This is a genomic window from Bacteroides sp. 90-K9/2, from assembly GCF_047310725.1.
Lineage (GTDB): Bacteria > Bacteroidota > Bacteroidia > Bacteroidales > Bacteroidaceae > Bacteroides > Bacteroides vicugnae.
In genome coordinates this window covers 18,602-38,429 of record NZ_JBCGVL010000002.1, presented here as the reverse complement: position 1 = coordinate 38,429, position 19,828 = coordinate 18,602, and the positions used below count along the sequence as shown (strand labels likewise).

At 44.3% G+C, this 19,828-nt stretch carries 14 protein-coding genes; 4 read left to right on the top strand and 10 right to left on the bottom strand.

Annotated features, from left to right (window positions below; all coding sequences use genetic code 11):
- Window positions 1-24: 24 nt before the first annotated feature.
- The 3 genes from AAHJ11_RS07860 to rhuM all read left to right on the top strand — a co-directional run bounded on the left by AAHJ11_RS07860 (window position 25) and on the right by rhuM (window position 3,788).
- Window positions 25-1,023, top strand: coding sequence for a family 43 glycosylhydrolase (locus tag AAHJ11_RS07860; RefSeq protein ID WP_413579302.1), 999 nt, complete (start codon window positions 25-27; stop codon window positions 1,021-1,023).
- A gap of 84 nt (window positions 1,024-1,107) precedes the next feature.
- Window positions 1,108-2,700 carry a glycoside hydrolase family 30 protein gene (locus AAHJ11_RS07855; RefSeq protein WP_413579301.1) on the top strand — a complete coding sequence of 531 codons (1,593 nt, stop codon included), beginning with the start codon at window positions 1,108-1,110 and terminating at the stop codon, window positions 2,698-2,700.
- Window positions 2,701-2,810: 110 nt separating this feature from the next.
- Window positions 2,811-3,788, top strand: coding sequence for a RhuM family protein (gene rhuM, locus AAHJ11_RS07850; RefSeq protein WP_320974759.1), 978 nt, complete (start codon window positions 2,811-2,813; stop codon window positions 3,786-3,788).
- 181 nt (window positions 3,789-3,969) lie between these two features.
- Here the strand turns inward: rhuM and AAHJ11_RS07845 are convergent, their stop codons facing one another.
- Window positions 3,970-4,626: an HU family DNA-binding protein gene (locus tag AAHJ11_RS07845; protein WP_367745217.1), complete on the bottom strand. Its 657-nt coding sequence runs from the start codon at window positions 4,624-4,626 to the stop codon at window positions 3,970-3,972.
- A gap of 763 nt (window positions 4,627-5,389) precedes the next feature.
- Between AAHJ11_RS07845 and AAHJ11_RS07840 the strand changes: the two genes are divergently transcribed.
- Complete coding sequence (locus tag AAHJ11_RS07840; protein WP_413579299.1) at window positions 5,390-5,734, top strand: hypothetical protein; 345 nt, start codon at window positions 5,390-5,392, stop codon at window positions 5,732-5,734.
- Between the two features lie 222 nt (window positions 5,735-5,956).
- On the opposite strand, the gene AAHJ11_RS07835 is transcribed toward AAHJ11_RS07840, so the two are convergent.
- From AAHJ11_RS07835 to AAHJ11_RS07795, 9 genes are all read right to left on the bottom strand, one after another.
- A complete protein-coding gene (locus AAHJ11_RS07835) occupies window positions 5,957-6,961 on the bottom strand; it encodes a FecR family protein (RefSeq protein WP_413579297.1) in 1,005 nt (334 codons plus the stop codon).
- Window positions 6,961-7,503, bottom strand: a complete 543-nt coding sequence (locus AAHJ11_RS07830) for an RNA polymerase sigma-70 factor (protein ID WP_413579296.1) — start codon at window positions 7,501-7,503, stop codon at window positions 6,961-6,963. The genes AAHJ11_RS07835 and AAHJ11_RS07830 overlap by 1 nt, the downstream gene beginning before the upstream one ends.
- A gap of 55 nt (window positions 7,504-7,558) precedes the next feature.
- Entirely contained in the window at window positions 7,559-10,138 is a 2,580-nt protein-coding gene (locus tag AAHJ11_RS07825; RefSeq protein ID WP_413579295.1) for an outer membrane beta-barrel family protein, read from the bottom strand.
- Between the two features lie 82 nt (window positions 10,139-10,220).
- The gene (locus tag AAHJ11_RS07820) at window positions 10,221-11,798 is read right to left on the bottom strand and encodes a S41 family peptidase (RefSeq protein WP_321019633.1); all 1,578 of its coding nucleotides are present in this window, start codon (window positions 11,796-11,798) and stop codon (window positions 10,221-10,223) included.
- 37 nt (window positions 11,799-11,835) lie between these two features.
- Complete coding sequence (gene coaD / locus AAHJ11_RS07815; RefSeq protein WP_320974769.1) at window positions 11,836-12,294, bottom strand: pantetheine-phosphate adenylyltransferase; 459 nt, start codon at window positions 12,292-12,294, stop codon at window positions 11,836-11,838.
- Entirely contained in the window at window positions 12,291-14,168 is a 1,878-nt protein-coding gene (locus AAHJ11_RS07810) for a DNA topoisomerase IV subunit B (protein ID WP_148366826.1), read from the bottom strand. Before AAHJ11_RS07810 ends, coaD begins: the two co-directional genes overlap by 4 nt.
- A 9-nt stretch (window positions 14,169-14,177) precedes the next feature.
- Window positions 14,178-15,314 carry a GNAT family N-acetyltransferase gene (locus AAHJ11_RS07805; RefSeq protein WP_148366825.1) on the bottom strand — a complete coding sequence of 379 codons (1,137 nt, stop codon included), beginning with the start codon at window positions 15,312-15,314 and terminating at the stop codon, window positions 14,178-14,180.
- A gap of 49 nt (window positions 15,315-15,363) precedes the next feature.
- On the bottom strand, window positions 15,364-17,856 hold the full coding sequence (locus AAHJ11_RS07800; RefSeq protein WP_413579294.1) for a PQQ-binding-like beta-propeller repeat protein: 2,493 nt from the start codon (window positions 17,854-17,856) through the stop codon (window positions 15,364-15,366).
- 47 nt (window positions 17,857-17,903) lie between these two features.
- Window positions 17,904-19,781: a sodium:solute symporter family protein gene (locus tag AAHJ11_RS07795; RefSeq protein WP_320996162.1), complete on the bottom strand. Its 1,878-nt coding sequence runs from the start codon at window positions 19,779-19,781 to the stop codon at window positions 17,904-17,906.
- Window positions 19,782-19,828 lie beyond the last annotated feature (47 nt).

Genomic DNA, 19,828 nt, shown 5'->3' with positions numbered 1-19,828 from the left:
CCTTTTTATCCAACTAATGAAAATATGATAGTACCTATTAAACGAACTTTGATTACAATCGGCTTGATGCTGGCAGTGACGCTGCCCGCTTTCTCGTTGTCTGGTAATCCTGTGTTGCCAGGTTTCCATGCTGATCCTGAAATTTTATATTCCAACAAGACTAAGAAATACTATATCTATTCTACCACAGACGGACAGCCCGGATGGGGTGGTTGGTATTTTACCGTTTTTTCGTCTGTTGACTTAAAGGATTGGAGGGATGAAGGGATAATGCTGGATCTGAAATCAGACCAAGTACCTTGGGCGGATGGTAATGCGTGGGCGCCTTGTATTGAGGAGAAGTTGATAGGAGGAGAATATAAATACTTCTTTTACTACAGCGGTCATCCGAAAGCAGGAGGAGGAAAACAGATCGGAGTAGCTACGAGCGATTCTCCCACCGGGCCGTTTGTTGATTTGGGACGTCCCATCGTAACGGATTCACCCACCGGAAACGGTCAGCAAATAGATGTGGATGTGTTTACCGATCCGGTTTCGGGGAAGTCTTATCTGTATTGGGGAAATGGTTATATGGCAGGTGCGGAGCTGAATGAGGATATGGTTTCCATAAAGAAGGAAACAGTCACAGTGATGACTCCCGTAGGAGGTACTTTGCAGGATTATGCTTATCGTGAAGCGGCTTATGTGTTCTATCGTAACGGGCTTTATTATTTTATGTGGTCGGTAGATGATACTGGCTCTCCCAATTATCATGTAGCTTATGGCACTTCAACATCACCTTTGGGACCGATTAAAGTGGCTGATAATCCTGTTGTGCTGATTCAAAACCCGGAAAAGGAAATATATGGTCCTGCTCATAATGCTGTTTTGCAAATTCCCGGCACTGATAAGTGGTATATTGTTTATCATCGCATCAATAAGAATTATCTGAAAAGTGATCCCGGTGTTCATCGTGAAGTATGTATAGATCGTATGGAATTTAATGAAGATGGGAGCATTAAGCAGGTAATACCTACTCCTTGATAATATCTTTCTTGATTTTGGTAGATGGTCAGGTTGTTTCAGGACGGAATTATATTGTATGATTTGAATAATGGAAGATTATAGATGAATAGGATTATAGGTAAAAAGAGAGTAGCGATTTTAGGTTTTCTGTTTGTATGTGTGGCGGGTGGATGTTCTCAATCTGTACCTGATGTAAGTTATCAGATAGAAACGGATAAGCCCTGTCAAACGATGGCATATTTCAGCGCTTCAGACGCTTGGAGTATGCAGTTTATCGGACTTTGGCCGGAAGAGAAACAAAACCAGGTAGCCGATTGGCTGTTCAGTACGGAGAATGATGCGAACGGACAGCCGAAAGGCATCGGCCTGTCCCTCTGGCGTTTCAATGTCGGAGCAGGTAGTGCGGAACAAGGGGAGCACAGCCAGATTGCTTCTCCCTGGATGCGAGCCGAGTGTTTCCTCAATGCAGATGGAACGTACGATTGGAACAAGCAACAAGGACAACGCAACTTCCTAAAACTGGCAAAAGAACGGGGAGTCAATAAATTCCTGGCTTTCCTGAACTCGCCTCCCGTACATTATACACAGAACGGATTGGCAACCAATACCGGTCGTGGAGGTACGGCAAATCTGAAGCCGGATTGTTATGAAAAGTACGTGCGTTTTCTGGCAGATGTAGTACAAGGCGTAGAAAAACATGATGGCATCAAGTTCAACTACATCTGTCCTTTCAACGAACCGGACGGACACTGGAATTGGGTAGGACCGAAACAGGAAGGTTGTCCGGCAACCAACAAAGAAGTAGCTCATACTGTCCGTTTGTTAAGCAAAGAATTTGTAAGCCGGAATATGGATACGCAGATTTTGGTGAATGAATCTTCCGATTATCGCTGTATGTTCCGCACTCACGAAACAGATTGGCAACGGGGTTATCAGATTCAAGCCTTTTTCTGTCCGGATAGTGTAGATACCTATTTAGGAGATACTCCGAATGTTCCCCGCCTGATGCTTGGACATAGCTATTGGACAACGACTCCGTTAAGTGAATTACGTAATATCCGCTGCCAGTTGCGGGATACCTTAGATAAACATCAAGTTGGCTTCTGGCAAACGGAGACTTGCATCATGGGTAATGATGAAGAAATTGGTGGTGGAAATGGTTTCGACCGTACAATGAAGACAGCGCTCTATGTGGCACGTATCATTCATCATGACATTGTGTATGCTAGAGCTGAAAGCTGGCAATGGTGGCGTGCTATTGGCGGTGACTACAAAGACGGATTGATTCGTGAGTATACTACAGACGATAACTTCTTGGATGGTAAAGTAGAAGATTCTAAACTGATGTGGGCTTTAGGAAATTATAGCCGTTTTATCCGTCCGGGAGCAGTCCGGCTATCCGTTTCGGCTTTCGATCAAACAAACGCATTCATCTCTGATGGCGACACCGACCAGCAAGGATTGATGTGTTCTGCTTATAAGAATGTAGACGGAACGTATGTGATAGTCGTTATAAACTATGCTAATGAAGAAAAAGAGTTTTCTATTAATGAAGGAAAGGTAGGAAATGCAGAATGGCAGATTTATCGTACTTCAGATAAAGAAGGAGAGAATTTGCTACCGGTCGGAAAAGTGAAAAGTGGAAAGATTGTTCAGATTCCGGCGCGTTCTATTATAACGCTTCAGAGTAACTAATAAAAGCAGCTTTATATTCTTTATTTCTTTTTGAAAGCTGTACATTTGTGTGTCCGTCCATTGCTACGAAGGTAATGGACGGACACAATGCGTAAATAAGGAGGCATTTTATGGACAATAGAGGAAAAATTGTCATTTATCAAACAAAGGATGGGAAAACTTCCATTGATGTGAAGTTGGAGAATGAGACGGTGTGGCTGACATTGAGTCAGATAACAGAACTTTTTGACCGTGACAAATCGGTGGTATCAAGACATATAAGTAATGTGTTTAGAGAAGGTGAGCTAGACAGAAATTCAGTTGTTGCAAAAAATGCAACAACTGCTTCTGATGGGAAGATATATCAAGTAGAGTATTTTAATCTGGATGTAATCATCTCTGTCGGCTATCGTGTAAAGTCGCAACGCGGCACCCAATTCCGTATCTGGGCGAACAAAATCCTGAAAGACTACCTGATTAAGGGTTACGCCATTAATCAGCAGGTCAAAGCTGCTCAACTGGAAGACCTGAAGAGCACCGTGCGTCTTCTTTCCAACGTCATCGAGCATAAGCAACTGACGCTGGATGAGGCTAATGGACTTTTGCGTGTGATTACCGATTATACTTACGGTCTGGATACACTGGATAAATACGATTACCAGCAATTGGAAGTAGACTCCACGACTCCTACTGAAGAATTTCGTGCCACCTATGAAGAAGCAATGGAAGCCATTCACCTTTTGCAGGAAAAGTTCGGAAGTAGTAACTTGTTTGGAAATGAAAAGGACCAGTCGTTCAAAAGCTCTATCAACACCATTTATCAGACGTTTGGCGGAGAAGAACTTTATCCGAGCGTTGAAGAGAAAGCCGCAATGCTTTTCTATCTTGTCGTAAAGAATCACTCGTTTAGTGACGGTAACAAGCGTATTGCTGCTTTCTTGTTTCTTTGGTTTCTGGAGAAGAACGGTATATTATATAAATCCGATGGTTCGAAGTTGATTGGAAACAATACGCTTGTGGCACTTACGTTGATGATTGCCGAAAGCCGGACGGAAGAAAAGGACGTGATGGTGAAGGTAGTAATCAATTTGATTAATAAGAATAATTGAATTTAGGTCTTATTAATGAGTGATATAGATAATGAGAGATACCTCGCTTCAAGGTGTCTCTCATTCTACCATAAAATAGGTTATTTTTTTGGGGGAAATTTATTATCAGGAATACCATTTTGCTGACGTCAGCAAAATGATCGGCAGTGTCTTCTTGGGCACTTTTTTCATACTCTTTACTTTATTGCTGTATAGTATTTGCTTCATCCTCTTTTATCTCCGCCTTGCCATAATATCCCGGCATCGGCATGTAAATCGGATTATAATAAGTATTGATATTCTTCAACTTCTTCTCCTCCTCTTTCAGCCGTTTGATTTGCCGTGCGGCAGTGGTAGGGGTAAAGCCGCACAATCTTTGAAAGTCGCGACGGGTTAATACAGGGTTGCTCTTGAAGTAGTTTGTCAGCAATTTGTCTATCTCGTCATTTGAAAGGACAGCCGAATGGGGTTTCAGTTTACTTCGCTCCACATGAACAACACTGACTGACCTTTTCAGTTTGGCATCCGCTTTAAAGCTGATGTTGGCTTTGAGTTTTATCTGATTCGCTTTTAGTTTGGGCGAAGTGATAGGTTCTTGACTATTCAGCTTTATCTGGAAATAACCGATGCCATCCAGATGGACGCTTTGTCCTTCCCGAAGACGATCCCCCATAAAATGACTTAGGGATTCGAGAACAGACTTTACATCCCCTTCAGTTAGAGAAGTTGCTATCTGGATTTCTTTTGCCAGATAGTCTGTGTCAATGTGTTGGAAGTTGACTACACGTGCGTGATACACTTCCTTACCTTCCTCATCCTTGGGACGGGGAGTCTTGTACAATTCAAATTGTATTGCCATTATTTACTTGTTTTTGCCTTATACATTACTACGTATTTTAAATTTATCGTTGTAAGCCTATAAGGACATTGTTTTTTGTTGTTGCGAAGCTAATCGATCATCTTCGGACTTAGAGGGAGGGTGTTATATAGCTGTTGTTTGTTTGCTATCAAGCGGCTTTTATAAGTTATCCTGCCTTTATTCTTGGACTAAGGCATAGGGATAGTTATCTTCCGGTGCCTTTATCATTAGTTTCCCACGGCCGTGGAGAGATCTCGTCATGGCTGTGGTAGTATCTTTCCACAGCCGTGGTAGGAATTCGCCACGGCCATGAAGAATGAACTATATCGGTAGCAAAGATAAACTATATCAGGGAGAAAAGCAAAGTATTCCTACTTGTTGTAGGTATTTATATGCCTTGTTCTATTTGATAGATATAGGGCAAGGGAGAATTAAACTATTTTACTGTGACAACAGTGGCATTGTCTGAAAAATATAGTTATATTTGTAGCGTGTCTTCGGGAGAGGATACGCTTGTTTTGTATTGGAGATAGTGTTTTTATTATCTATTGTGAGAAATCTGGTAAATTTAGCACCCGTAGATAATAAGTGACCGGTCTCCACGTCCATGTTGTATATATATTTGTTATATACCTCAACGGGCGTGGAGCTATTGCTTATTATTCGGGTACGGCCCACCAGAGCCTCTCACAGGATAGTACAGTAATAGTTTCCGCGCCTTTTTTATTGGCAAACGGGAACACATAATTTAAAAATGATAGTTATGAGTAACTTTACTTGTTCCCGTTCCTGCCTGATGAAGCACGATTTAGAACGCTCCGTCGACAAGCTTAGTTTTATGAAAGAAAACTGGCCTAGCTTTGCAAATATTGAAAGCGTAGACCAATTGTCAAAGGCTGAATTGCAGTGTTCTCTCTGTTTATTGAATATAGTGATAGACGGGCTGTCTAAAGATGAATTCTCATGTCCGAATAAAGAACTTATCCATTTGGTCATCATGTATGTGTATATACAGGAAAGGTTCGATTTATGTGAAATCAAAGAACTGCATACTAAATTGGTGATGGCTCCTGTGAAGGAAAGAAAGAAATGGCTCTCTAAGTCATAGCTATTCAGGTTGTCTTTGCCAAAATGTGATGAAAGTAGTGCTTTTTGCGGTGATAGGTGACAGATGTGGTGATAGGTTGAAAAACAACCTATCACCGCCGGAAACCTCGATGAATAAGGTGTTTGATTGCCGTTGGTGATAGGTGATAGAGAAAAGTGATTTTTTATATATGAGAAGAAGCTTATTAATGAAGAGTATTTTTAAGGGAATTAAGTTAGGGTTTTAATAGACCATTATCTGCCCATTCTTGTACTGAAAATGTGCAATTCCTAAATCGTTCAGTGCGTCCAACAGACTTTCTACCGAAACATTCCGGCTAAAACGAAAATGAATCCGTTTCTGTAAGAGGTTGGGTGAGTGGCAGATGACGCTGATATTATACCAAGTCCCTAAACTCTGTAATACTTGCATCATCTTCGTGTTGTCGAAATAAAACTCATTATCCGTCCATCCTTCTTTTTCGGTCTGCGTAGCCTTTGATACAACGATATCACCATTTGTTTCTAATGTGGCGGATTGACCTGGTGATATTTCCTTCCGGTGCGAAGAGTCGGTTTTTGCTACTTGCACCCGTCCTCTATATAATGTGACAGTGGGCGTATTACAAGGATAGGCATTTACATCAAATACTGTCCCCAATACCTGTGTCTGTATATCTCCGGTGGAAACGATGAAAGGACGAAGACTGTCTTTTGCCACTTCAAAGCGTGCTTCTCCGGTGAGGTTTACTATCCGCTTGTTTTGCGGAGTAAACTCTTTGGGGTATTCCAAACGACTGTTTGCACTTAACAGCACGTGGGTTCCGTCTTCTAATGTCAGATTAATGATAGTCGTTGGCGGGGTGGAAACGATTATTCTGCCGTTTTTTTCTTGTGTTGTGACCTGCTCGGGAACATTGAGGGCGGCAAATATTTTGATATCCGGTGCTGTACTGTCTGATTTATTCCAGGGTGACCACAGTATTAAGAGCAGGGCAATAGCTGCTGCCATGCCACCGGAAAGCCATATGCGGCGATATGCTTGTCGTTTCTTCTGCTCCTGTCGTTGCGAGAAAGCTGTCCATGCTTCCCGTGTCTCTTCCGGTAGGGGCAAATCGCCTAACGCTTCGCCAAAGGCATTTTGCAAACGACGTATCCCGGCATCCTCTGAAAAAGGGCGGCAGTCATCTCCCGTTAGTCCGTAATCGGGGGATTCCTCTTTGGGAGTATACTTTTTCTTTTCTTCCATTATCTGTTCTCCTTCCTTGATCGTTCATGATTTTCATCGTTCATGACTTCGCGTAATGTACGCAGTGCTTTGGATATATGCTTTTTCACTGTATCGGGACTGATGCCAAGTTGTTCGGCAACTTCCCGATAGGTGAGATGCTCGTAGTAACACAGCCGTAAGATAGTGCAGGTAGGATCAGGCAGACTTCGGGCTATCATTTCCGCCTTTTGCAATAACGCTTCGTGCTCCTGATAGTTGCTCTCCATATCAGCTAGTGTCGCTTCGTAGATCGCTCTCGCATTATCATGCTCCACTTGAAGGTGTTTCAGGCGGTTGAGGCAGGCGTTGCGGACTGCGGTATAAATCCATCCGCCCCGGTCGTTCTTATCCAACTGCTCAAAATGTGTCCAGGCCTGTTCCATCACTTCGCTCACTATATCCCGTGCTTCTTCTTTATCTCCTGTCAATTGTGAGGCATAACGTACCATTCGCGGATACATTTCCACAAACATCTGCTCGAAAACTTCTTTCTTGGTATGGTCTTTATGAAACAGGAACATGCTCTTTTAGGGGGTTGATACTGCAAAAGTACACACTTCTCTTTAAAAAGAGAGTCTACAGACGCGATTTTTCACTCTCTCCGGCTCCGGTTCCTTTATATTTGCTTTTCGCCGCGTTGAACTGATAACTCAGCCGGATGCCGAAACGCTGCTGGTCTGAATAATCGCGGTTGGAGCTGAATGTCCGGTCGCCATAGATGGTGAAGTATCTGTAGCCGGTGTGAAAGATGTCTTTGGCGGTTATCGATATTTTTAGCGACTGGTCTTTCAGGAACGATTTGGTCAGTTGGGCATCTACTCTTCCTTCGGTTTTCCAAATGGCGTAACTTTGTTTGGCTCCGGGCGACAGTACTCCTTTGATATTGAAGAACCAGCCTTTAGGGAAGTTGAAACTGTTGTCGAGACTGAAATAGAACCGTGGCTCATTCCAGTGCTGGGTGATGCCTATGGAAGTACCGTGGGAGTCAAACCAATTGATGCCGGTGGTCAGTTGAGGTTGCCAGATGCCGAATTTTGGTGAAAGGACGATGCTGCTTCCATAGCGGTTGGAATGCGGAATGCTTGCCATGCCGAACAGCAATACACCGGGATGATTGATGTCGTCATACGGGCGGGTGTAGCTGGTGTACATATTCCAGGAATGGTCGTAGTAAATACTGAAATTGATCCATTTCCATCCGGTGTCGAAGAAAGTTGCACGATGTATCTGGGGGACGAGAAACGGGTCTCCGCTCCGGTAAGAGTACTTGTTTTGATACGTGACGGCACTGGTGAGCATATCGTAGCTGGGACTGTATTTCAGAGTGCGGTGGGAAAGGGCGAAAAACCAGTTGCCGGAGGTATATCTGATGCTGACTACCGGTATCCAGTCGCGATAGGTGGGGCTTTGACCGTCCTGGTGAATCCCTTTCTCGTAGTAATCTGTTTGTTGAAATTCATATCGCAGTCCGGCTAAGATATTGAACTTTCCCAATGGCAGGTTGTAGTCGATGAAGCCGGAAAACATAGTTTGTTTGATGCGGTCGTCGGCATCGGCGGAGAAGCCGCTTTGGAGAAATACGTCGTGGCGGTTGGTGAATGTCTCTTCTGTGCCGAAACTGAGCTTGCCTTTCCAGAGTGGGGTGGTGATCAGGAGTTTGGCGGCATAGAGGTGGTTGCGTACGCGGTTGCTCGAAGTGGCGTCTTCGGTTCCGTTGTTCTCGGCGTATTGACGGATGCGGTCGCGGCCATACAGATAGTCGGCGTTGAAGTCGATGTTGCATTTGCCGAACGTGGCGTTGTAGTATCCGTTGGCTGCCTGCCACCAGCCGGTATGCGCATCTGTCTGCTGGCGAGCATACAGGTGGTCTACTTCTTTGCCGTCTTGCAGGATGAGGGTTGTCCCTTCATTGGTAGTATGCGCATTACCTATGTTCGTACCGGGCATATAGCGCATACCGAATGACTGATCCTCGTCGATTTCGTAGTTGAATCCCAGTTCGCCGTTGAAGGTGCGATAGGTTTGTTTGCTTTTGTTCTCCGTTGATTGGTTCCAGTCGGACGAAGCGTAAATGTCCTGACTGTGGATGCTTGTTAGGTGATTGTTGATTTCGGCAAAGTCCCCTTTTACGAAAATATCCAGTCCGCCGGTACGGTAGTTCAAGGATATGCCTTCGTTGCCGATCGGTACATGTCCTTGCGAGTAATCGGTATAGAAACTGCCGCTCATGCCTTGTCCCCGTTTGCGAATGGTGTGGAGACGGATAACGGCACCTACGGAAGAGCCATATTGCACCCCCGGAGTGGTGATGATTTCTGCAGAAAGTATTTCGTTGGCTTGCAGGCGGTTCAGTTCTGTGTTATCCCTGACTTTGCGTCCGTTGATATAGATTTCGGGAGTGCCCCTACCCAATACGGTGTATTCTCCGTCCGTACCTGTGACAAAAGGGAGATGTGAAATCATTTCGCTTGCCGATCCCATGAGTGAAAGGGGAGTTCCGGTTATATTGGCGGTTAATGTTCCGTCTTTCCTTTCTATCAATGGGCGTCCGGCGGTTACCACTATCTCTTTCAGCAGTTTCGTATCGGGTTGTAACCGGAGGATGTTTTGTTGCCGGCAGGAAATAATTTGCGGACAGTAACCTATATAGGTTGCTTTCAACAGGCAATCTTCCCCGGCTATGGCAGGCAGACGGAAAGAACCGTCCTCTTCTGTCACGCTCCCGGCCAGGAAACTGGAATCGGCAGCAAGCGCAAGTATATTGACGAATGCTAGGGGAGTTCCTTTCTCGTCATAGACTTTGCCTTGTACGGTTATAGCTTTGTTTGATTTCTTTCGTTGTACGACGAAATACTCTTCCCGTTCGACGGAAACGAAAGGTTTACCTTTCAATACGATGTCTATGGCTTCGCATTCTGTCTTTTCGTGAATACTGGCTGTCACGCGATAACTTTCGGTGCCGTTGTAAGTGAAGAGAATACTTTTTCCCCCTTTCTTTTCTATCTGTTTCAGTGCTTCGGGCAAGCTTTCATTCTTCAGTTCCAATGAGAACTTCTTGATGACTGCCTGTGCTTGTGCGTGGGAGGGAATAAAAGATAAACCGTATCCAATCAGTAACCAGCCGATTGTTGTCCAAGTAAAATTAAACTGTCGCATACTACTTCTGTTTTTGTAATTTTACTTATACTACAACAAAGGGGAGTGATCAGGTACGGTTTATCCGAATTATTTTTGCAGTTTATTTCAGTTTCTTCTGATACTCGTCCGAATTCAGTATTTCCAAAGCCTTTTGTATACTTTCATTCGTTGTATTCATTACCCGGAAATATTCGTTCATATCCCAAAGGTCGCGGGCGATCAGTGCTTTGAGTTGCGTTTTGATAAGTGGGAGCGATTTCTGATATTGTTCTTCATTGAACTTCACACCCTCTTTCTCACCCATTTCCCGTAAAGTAGCCAGCATATCGTCATCAATGACAAACTTCTCGTTGAATGATTCGAACTTCTTATACTTGTTAGCTAATTCTTTCCGGTGTCCCTCGATAAATTTCATGGTAAATTTGATAACCACTCCTTTAGCTACCAGGTTCCGGTGATAATCCGTATACAATGTAGTGTCGATGGGCACGAAATAATCAGGCATAATGCCACCTCCGCCATACACAGTACGTCCTAGTTTCTTTGTCTGCGCTTTCAATGAATCTGGGAAATGGATGCTGTCGGCATTCATAAGCTCACCGTGGTTGAAGCGCTCTATCAGGTCTTTATTGTAATCGACAGTGCTGTCGTATGGTTTTTGGATCGAGCGTCCCGATGGAGTATAGTAACGGGCGATGGTTAAACGAATCATGGAACCGTCCGGTAAGTCGATAGGACGTTGCACCAAGCCTTTACCGAAAGAACGGCGGCCTACAATAATTCCTCTGTCCCAATCCTGTACCGCACCGCTGACAATTTCGCTGGCGGAAGCTGTATACTCGTCTACCAATATGATGAGACGACCATTACGGAAGTCCCCGTTACCTTTTGCATAGAAATCACTACGCTTGGCAGTCCGGCCTTCGGTATATACAATCAGTTCCTTTTGTCCCAGGAATTCGTTAGCAAGGTCAATGGCTGCATTGAGATAACCGCCTCCGTTTCCTTGCAGGTCAAGAATCATATCCTTCATACCTTGCTTCTGGAGGTCCTTCATTGCTTTCTTGAACTCTTCAACAGTTGTCGCTCCGAAGCGGTTGATGCGGATATAACCCGTTTTAGGTTGAATCATATAAGAGGCGTCGAGGCTAAGGATAGGTATCTTATCTCTTTTCACTGTAAACAATAAAGGGTCTTGCACACCACGACGAACGATTGTCAGATTGACTTTCGAACCTTTCGGACCACGAAGACGTTTCATTATATCTTCCGTACTCATTTTCACTCCGGCAATAGCGCTGTCGTTCACGGCAATGATACGGTCACCGGCAAGGATACCGACTTTCTCGGAAGGGCCGTTGCTGACAGGCTGCACCACCAACAGGGTGTCTTCTATCATCTGGAATTGCACTCCGATACCCTCGAAGTTACCTTGGAGCGGTTCGTTCATCTTCTTCACTTCCTCTGCATCCGAGTAAGTAGAGTGCGGATCAAGTTGTGCCAGCATCTTGATGATGGCTTCTTCTACCAACTTGTCTTCATCTACTTTGTCCACATAGAAATTGGAGATTGCAAACTCTGCCATTTGTAACTTTCGCATGGCTTCGGAACCGAAGTTCTGGGCTTGTGCGGCAACTGCCCACAAGCAAACGGATAGTATAATCGTTAGTTTCTTCATCATCTTTTCTGACTCACCGCCTATTCCCTAACAAGTGTCATTCACTCATTTTCATTCCTTTGGGAATAAACTGGCTGATATCTTTATTATAGGTTAATAACTCGCGTACAATCGTAGAGCTGACGCAAGTCAGTTCCGGTTCTGTGAAAAGCAGGATGGTTTCAATCCCTGCCAGTTTGCGGTTAATGTCCGCAATGGTCTCTTCATACTCGAAATCTTTCACCGTACGGATACCGCGGACAATGAACCTGGCCCCTACTTCCTGCGCAAAATCAATTGTCAGACAGTCGTAGGACATCACTGTGATGCGAGATTCGTCTTTATAAAGTTCCCGAATCATTTCCTCCCTTTTCTCAATGGGGAAGTAGGTATTCTTGTTCTCATTGATACCGATTCCTATCACGATTTCGTCCATAAAGGTAAGTGCACGCTCCACTACCGAATAATGTCCGATGGTGAAAGGGTCGAAAGTACCCGGGAATATTGCTTTTCTCATGATGCCAAGTCTTCTTCTATAACCAGATTATCTATAATAAAGTTCTGCCGTTCCATAGTATTTTTACCCATGTAGAATTCGAGTAGTTCTTTTACTGCATCCGTTTTGCGCAGTGTCACCTGCTCCAGACGCATATCCTTGCCGATGAAATGTTTGAACTCGTCCGGTGAGATTTCTCCCAAACCTTTAAATCGGGTGATCTCCGGATTCGGACCTAATTCGTTGATGGCATTGATACGTTCTTCTTCGCTATAGCAGTAACTTGTCTTTTTCTTGTTACGTACACGGAATAAAGGGGTTTGCAGGATATATACATGTCCTTTCTTGATGAGGTCGGGGAAGAATTGCAGGAAGAACGTAATCAGCAGCAAGCGGATGTGCATACCGTCCACATCGGCATCGGTTGCTACGATCACTTTGTTGTAGCGTAGTCCTTCAATACCATCTTCTATATTCAGGGCTGCTTGAAGCAGGTTGAATTCCTCGTTCTCGTAAACCACCTTTTTCGTCAGTCCGAAAGAATTCAACGGTTTACCACGGAGGCTGAATACTGCTTGAGTATTTACGTCACGACTCTTGGTGATGGAACCGCTTGCAGAGTCTCCCTCGGTGATAAAGATGCAGGAGTCTTCTTCCAGTCCTTTTCCTTTCGGGTCGTTGAGGTGGATGCGGCAGTCGCGTAATTTACGGTTATGCAGGTTCGCCTTTTTTGCGCGCTCACGAGCAAGTTTCGTTACACCTGCAATGGCTTTACGTTCTTTTTCGGATTCCTGTATCTTCTGTTGGATGGCTTCCGCTATATCCGCATTCTTGTGCAGGAAATTATCTACTTCAAGTTTGATAAAGTCGCCTACATATTTGTTGACCGTCACGCCACCGGGAACCATATTGGTAGACCCTAGTTTAGTCTTGGTCTGGCTTTCAAAAATCGGTTCTTCCACATTGACGGCAATGGCGGCAACCAGTCCGTTACGGATATCGGTATAATCCATGTTCTTGTTGAAGAACTCTTTGATGGTGCGGGCAATGTGTTCTTTGAAGGCACTTTGATGCGTACCACCCTGGGTAGTATGCTGACCGTTGACAAAAGAATAATATTCTTCTCCGTACTGCCCTGTATGTGTGAAGGCGATTTCGATGTCTTCCCCTTTCAGATGGATGATCGGGTAAAGTCCGGTTGCCGTCATGTTGTCGTTCAAAAGGTCTACTAGACCATTGCGTGACAAGATGCGGTGTCCGTTATAAATAATGGCAAGCCCTGTATTAAGGTACGTGTAATTACGTAGCATTGTTTCAATAAATTCGGGCTTGAAGCTGTAATTCAGGAATAGTGTATTATCCGGTTCGAAGAAGATATAAGTTCCGTTTTCTTCTTCGGTGTTCTGCGTCTCATCGGTCAGCAGGTTACCTTTTGAGAAAGTGGCGATACGTACTTTGCCATCGCGGTAACTGCGTACCTCGAAATGGGAGCTTAGAGCATTGACGGCTTTCACACCGACACCATTCAGTCCGACACTTTTCTTAAATGCTTTACTGTCGTATTTACCACCGGTATTCAGCATGCTGACTGCTTCGATGAGTTTTCCTTGCGGGATGCCCCGTCCGTAGTCGCGTACGCTGACACGAAGGTTTTCTTCAACGGTAATCTCGATTTTCTTACCGGCTTGCATTTTGAACTCGTCAATACTGTTGTCAATTACTTCTTTCAGGAGGACATAGATTCCATCTTCGGCATGTGCACCGTCGCCCAGCCTTCCGATATACATACCGGGGCGTGTGCGTACATGTTCCATGTCACTCAAGTGGCGGATGTTGTCGTCAGTGTACTCTACTGCATTGTTGTTGTCTACAGGTATCAATTCGTTCTCTTCCATAGTTGTTTTTTATTTTATCTCTTTGATGAACGCACGGCGGCGCTTATGTTGTTGAGTCTCAAAGTAATCCCATTGTGCCTGAACTTTACCGTTCAATTCCAGTTCGGGATTGCTTTCTGCAAATATAAAACCTAATTTTTGATAAACTGGAATTAAATCGGAAAATAACAAAGCATTAACACCTTTATTTTGGTATTCCGGTTTCACTGCAACAAGTAGCAGATCAAGCATTTTGGCACGGCGTTTCATAAATAGTGCTTTTAGCAGATAGAACCATCCGAGCGGTAACAGGCGTCCGTGTGATTTTTGTAGTGCCTCGGCAAGGGATGGCATGGAGATACCTACACAAACCAGCTCGTCATTGGCATCGGTGATCAGGGTAACCATCCGTAAATCAAGGATTGGGAGGTACATTTTTACGTACTGGTCGATTTGTCGCTGTGTCAATGGAGAATAGCCGTAAAGTGGGCTGTATGCTTCGTTCATCAGTTCGAAAATCTTCTGTCCGTAGTCTTTGGCTATTTTTCTTCCGGAGGTGTATTTCTTTATTTTGAGGTTGTATTTTCGTTGGATCAGTTCGGAGATACGTTTGTGCTTGTCGGGAATGGCGTCCGGTATGTAGATTTTGTATTCCACCCAGTCGGCGTCTTTCTCGAAACCTAGCTTTTCCATGTGTACAGGATAGTAGGGGTAGTTGTAGATAGTGGCCATGGTGCTAAGCTGGTCGAATCCTTCAATCAGCATTCCTTCAGCATCGAAATCGGTAAATCCGAGAGGACCGGCAATGTGAGTCATGCCTCGTTCTTTTCCCCAGTCTTCTACTGCTTTGATAAGTGCGGATGACACTTCGGGGTCGTCGATAAAGTCTATCCATCCGAAACGAACGTTCTTACATTCCCACTTTGCGTTCGCCTGATTGTTGATGATTGCAGCTACACGTCCTACTATTTTATCATCCCGATATGCGAGGAAATAATCTGCTTCACAGAATTCGAATGCTGCGTTCTTCTTCTTGTTGAAGGTGTTGAGCATATCGTCATAAAGATCAGGCACAGAGTAAGGATTATCCTTGTACATTCTGTAATTGAAACGGATAAATTTCTTAAGCTCTCTCTTTGTGGAGACTTTCTTGATTGTAATAGCCATATCTCGTATTTATGATTTGAGGAGGCAAAGATACGTGATAATCTTTAAATTACAACGCGTAGGGTGGCAAAAACTGCGCGAGGGTAAAACAATGCACATTGCCGGAATAATCGCAAACAATCATACAATTTCCGGATACGGCAACTGTTGAGAATATGGGTGCTCCAAGATTTAGTTTTTCTTTTATGATACCGGTTGACTGGTCGATGGCGTAAAGGTAGCCATCGGAAGCTCCGATAAACACGGTTCCTTGCGAAGCGACGGGACTGGTTTCTACTCCGGCTTGCGGTGTGGTGGAGTAAGGTGCAGTGTACACCAGAGACGGTAATGTTTCAGCTTTCCATTTGTTGAAAAGGGTTGATTTGTCCAGTGCCATCACTCCGCGTTCTACGGTTCCGAAAATGATCTCATTTTCAGTGACCAGAGGGGTAGAGGTGGCATCCAGATTGATTGATAAATCTTTTTGTTGAAGTACTGTTCCGGTTTTAGGATCGATGGTAAACAGGCTTTTGGAAGAGATAATCCATAATTTGCCATCTTTGTAAACCGGAGACGCACCACGATTGCCAAGTCCGTTGTCCGAGAGTTTCCAAAGTTGTTTTCCCGTGTGGATGTCATTGCCGTATAATCCTCCCCATTGAGTTCCGCTGATAAGTACACCATCGGCAATGGTTAATGTGGTGGTGGAGCCTTCACGTTGCCGCCAGTCTTTGTTGGTCCATAGAGTACGTCCGGTTTTCAGGTCATAGGCAGATAGACCTACACCGATTCCGGCATAGACTACTCCGTTATCTGTTGTCAGTCCCTCGGTGAGATATGGATAGCTGTCCAAGTTGATTCGTTGTTTCCATAGCAGCTGACCTGTTTTTGCATCAATGGCATATAGATGGCAGGCGGCATCCTGTGCTACAATAATTCCATCTTCGTAAGCAATGGTATTCTTTATTGAGTTTTCTGTCCGGTATTTCCATACGGGATTCCCGGAGTTGAGGTCGAATGCGCATATATAGGTGTTTAGTGAAACATTATCGTCTGTGGTAGCTGTAAATACTTGGCCGTCCGCAATGAGGGGGGAAGTCATAAAAATGTTGCTTCCGGCATTGGCGGTCCAAGCCAGTTGCAGAGGGAGATGGAGGTTGGAATGATTGATTCCTCCGGTATGGGCGGCATTTTGGAGTAAGGTATTCCAGTTCTCACCGGGAATGATGGACGGTTTGAAACCATTCTCATAAATGAAAGAACAGGAGTCTGTCGCTTTCTTTCCGTCATTGAAAGAGGAGGTGACTGTCAGTTTCAGTTCTTTCCCGTTTTTATCGGAGGGGATTGAAATATTAGCAGTCCAATTCCAGTCGGTGAGCGGTGTGAGAGTGCCTCGTACTACTTCTTCGTTACTTTCCGGAGTGGTCAATATATATGAGATTTGTTGGGTCTTTGCTTGCGAATTGTATGCATTTACAGAAATGGAAAGTTGTCCGTCAGTGTTGGTTCCCACTTTTTGTTGTTTCATTGGAAAAACAATGGTGGTTTGCGGGGCGACGAAAGCATATCGTAGCTGTGTGGTGATGTTGTCGTTTGCGTCTACTTTAATGTCGCGGAAAGAGCAGGGGGAGTGGTCAATACCACCTTTGTCCAGTGTGCCGGTACAAATGGTATAGATTCCGTTTTGATTGCGCACATAGTTGTAGTGCATGTGCCCGTATATTTGGGCTTTGGCATTGAATGGGCGGAAGTCGAGCACGTGCTGATTGTCTGCTTTGAATACGAAAGTATCATTGGGAGTAAATAGGTCGTGATTGAAAATAATCAGGGCTTGGCCTTTCTTCATGGAGGAGAGGTCATTTTTCAGCCAGTTATATACATCTTTCAGAGTGTAATCGGTCGGGTTGTCGCCGTGGTCGATGGGGGTGACCACGTAATGGATATTGCCGATATCAAATGAATACCAGGTCGGGCCGTAGATTGATTCATAAAGTTCTTCGCCGTAGTTGCCTTTTACAAGGTCATGATTCCCTATGCAGTAGTAAACAGGGCAGTTCATGGTTTGTGAATTTACTATCCGGTTGTGCATTTGCAAGCCCGGTTCGTAACAAATATCTCCGGTGTGAATCAGAAAGGCGGGCTTTTCGCTGTTGATGTAATTTTTCAAATCTGTCACCCATCTTCCCAGTCCTCCGGTAGCTTCAGTATCAGTGATTTGGATGAAAGAGTGCTCTTTGGATTGAGTCCGTTCACTTTCTGTCAGCAGGAAGTCATAGGTTTTTCTGTTTTCCTGGGTAGGCAAATAGAATTGTTGCGTTTCGAATCCGGCAGGGGTGGTAATAGTGATAAATCTTGTTTTTGCGAATCCGGGTAAAGAGAACCGACCTTTTTTATCTGTTTTTACCACATTCAATCCATCTGTTACCATGACTCCCATCAGCGGCTTATCGCTTTTATCCAATATGCCCGATTGGTTGCTGTCGATATAGACTGTCCCTTTAAATTGAGCGCATAGTGGGAGGCATAGTATCAATGACAATAGTATGACGGATAGTTTTTTCATGATCGGTTCTCTGTCTTTTAGTGTGTTAAGCTAATAATCTTTTTTCCTTATTTTAGTTGTTTCATTTCTTCATTATACCTTACTTCTTCTTTACACAAGGGTTTATACCAGGTTTTTCTTAGTATCAGTGTCGTAACCAGAAGTAACGCGATAGAACTCCATAACCCCAGTTGTTCGCGGACAACGAGATACATCGGAATGATCGTGAGGCTGCATTGCCAGATAATACCGATAACCACGTTGAATGCATCTCTTTTGAAGTTCTTGTTGGGCTGTATATGGGGGTAACGGGCTAATGCTTTTTCTTCAATCGGTTTCCACCATCCCCATGGACGTACACGGGTGTAGAAACTGATTAATGTTTCTTCGTCTGTCGGAGGTGCACTGTACGTTCCGGCAATACATCCTATCAGAGAGACACCGAACAGTACCGGGAAGAAGTAGAGCACCCATGCGTCGGGAACTGTAAACTTCATGACAATGGCTGCTATGACTCCGGCAGTCATTCCCCAGAAGTAACCTTCGCCATTGAAGCGCCACCAATGCCATTTCAATACATTGGCTGCGATGTATCCTCCGAAGAGTGCGCCTACAATCCATTGGAATATTTCATTGATGTCTTTCAGGAAGAATCCGATGATAGTGCTGACAACTACCACTGCAACAGAAATGATATAGCTGCTGCGTATCTGTGTTTTCACACTCGCTTTCGGATTGATATATTTCAAATAAATATCATTCACGATATAGGCCGGTGCGGCATTGACTGTGGATGCAAAGGTTGACATGAAAGCCGCCAGTAGTCCGGCTAATAGCAAACCTGCCAGTCCTGCCGGTACGTAACGTGTGATTAGGTGGGGGAGAATGGTCTCAAAATCGGTCCGTGTCACTTCCATTTGTGTCAGGCCGCCATCTTCCTTAAAGAAGTAGATAGCCAACAAGGCAAATCCCATAATCATCAGGTAGCGGGGAATTAACAGTACGACCGATACGGAGCCGCTCATCATAGCCGCTTCTTTAGGGGATTTGCAGGATAGAATTTTCTGCATATCATAGTTGGGTGCAGGTCCTGCCATACTCATAAATATTCCTTTGAGTAAAGCCATCATGACGAAGATACTAATCAGGCTATATGGTTCATTTGCCATGCGTTCTGTCAGGAGGTTCATTCGGCTGCTCCAGTCAATGTCCAGTGTCCATCCGAAGAAAGGGGAATCCCATCCGGCGGGAACGAAGGAGTGAATCATATCCGGTGCTACCATTTGCATTCCGATAATAACGATCACGATACCTGCTACTGTCATAATCAGGAATTGCACCACATCTGTCCATACAATACTCAACATACCTCCGAGCATTACGTAGAATGTGGCAATAGCGGTAAAGAAGATACCATATACGTGGGGGACGTATTCTGCCGGAACATTGAAAGGAATGTAAGGAGATACTACTTCCCAGGGGATGAATATCTCCATAAACTTGCCAATACCTATGAAACCGTAACTTAGAAAACCTAAGACACTCAATAGTGCGAAGATGATAACAATCGTATGTGAAAGAGTAGACCCTTTACCTTTTCCGAAACGTGTCTTGATCCATTCCGCTCCGGTAAGTACATTGGAACGGCGGAGCCACACCGATAGATATATCATTAGAAATATCTGATTGAATACCGGCCATAACCAGGGAATCCAAAGGCTCTTGAATCCGTAAGCGAATGCCCAATATACCATTAGCATCGTGCCTGTGATGTCGAACATTCCGGAAGCATTGGACAGTCCGAGCATATAGAAAGGCAGTGATTTTCCTCCTAGAAAATAGGAGTTCATATTTTGGGCAGCCCGTTTTTTTAGAATAAGTCCGATGGCAATCATAGCGATCAGATAAGCGCAAATGATGAGAAGGTCGGTAGTGTGTAATTTCATACTATAGGTTTGAATCGATTTATATGTTATGATCTTTGTGACAAAGG

Excerpts from the sequence above, each read along its gene's own strand:
- AAHJ11_RS07860 (WP_413579302.1), top strand. The coding sequence starts at position 25 with ATGATAGTACCTATTAAACGAACTTTGATTACAATCGGCTTGATGCTG.
- AAHJ11_RS07855 (WP_413579301.1), top strand. The coding sequence starts at position 1,108 with ATGAATAGGATTATAGGTAAAAAGAGAGTAGCGATTTTAGGTTTTCTG.
- AAHJ11_RS07810 (WP_148366826.1), bottom strand. The coding sequence starts at position 14,168 with ATGGAAGAGAACGAATTGATACCTGTAGACAACAACAATGCAGTAGAG.
- AAHJ11_RS07800 (WP_413579294.1), bottom strand. The coding sequence starts at position 17,856 with ATGAAAAAACTATCCGTCATACTATTGTCATTGATACTATGCCTCCCA.
- AAHJ11_RS07840 (WP_413579299.1), top strand. The coding sequence starts at position 5,390 with ATGAGTAACTTTACTTGTTCCCGTTCCTGCCTGATGAAGCACGATTTA.
- AAHJ11_RS07820 (WP_321019633.1), bottom strand. The coding sequence starts at position 11,798 with ATGAAGAAACTAACGATTATACTATCCGTTTGCTTGTGGGCAGTTGCC.
- AAHJ11_RS07845 (WP_367745217.1), bottom strand. The coding sequence starts at position 4,626 with ATGGCAATACAATTTGAATTGTACAAGACTCCCCGTCCCAAGGATGAG.
- AAHJ11_RS07825 (WP_413579295.1), bottom strand. The coding sequence starts at position 10,138 with ATGCGACAGTTTAATTTTACTTGGACAACAATCGGCTGGTTACTGATT.
- AAHJ11_RS07835 (WP_413579297.1), bottom strand. The coding sequence starts at position 6,961 with ATGGAAGAAAAGAAAAAGTATACTCCCAAAGAGGAATCCCCCGATTAC.
- AAHJ11_RS07830 (WP_413579296.1), bottom strand. The coding sequence starts at position 7,503 with ATGTTCCTGTTTCATAAAGACCATACCAAGAAAGAAGTTTTCGAGCAG.
- AAHJ11_RS07805 (WP_148366825.1), bottom strand. The coding sequence starts at position 15,314 with ATGGCTATTACAATCAAGAAAGTCTCCACAAAGAGAGAGCTTAAGAAA.
- AAHJ11_RS07795 (WP_320996162.1), bottom strand. The coding sequence starts at position 19,781 with ATGAAATTACACACTACCGACCTTCTCATCATTTGCGCTTATCTGATC.
- coaD (WP_320974769.1), bottom strand. The coding sequence starts at position 12,294 with ATGAGAAAAGCAATATTCCCGGGTACTTTCGACCCTTTCACCATCGGA.
- rhuM (WP_320974759.1), top strand. The coding sequence starts at position 2,811 with ATGGACAATAGAGGAAAAATTGTCATTTATCAAACAAAGGATGGGAAA.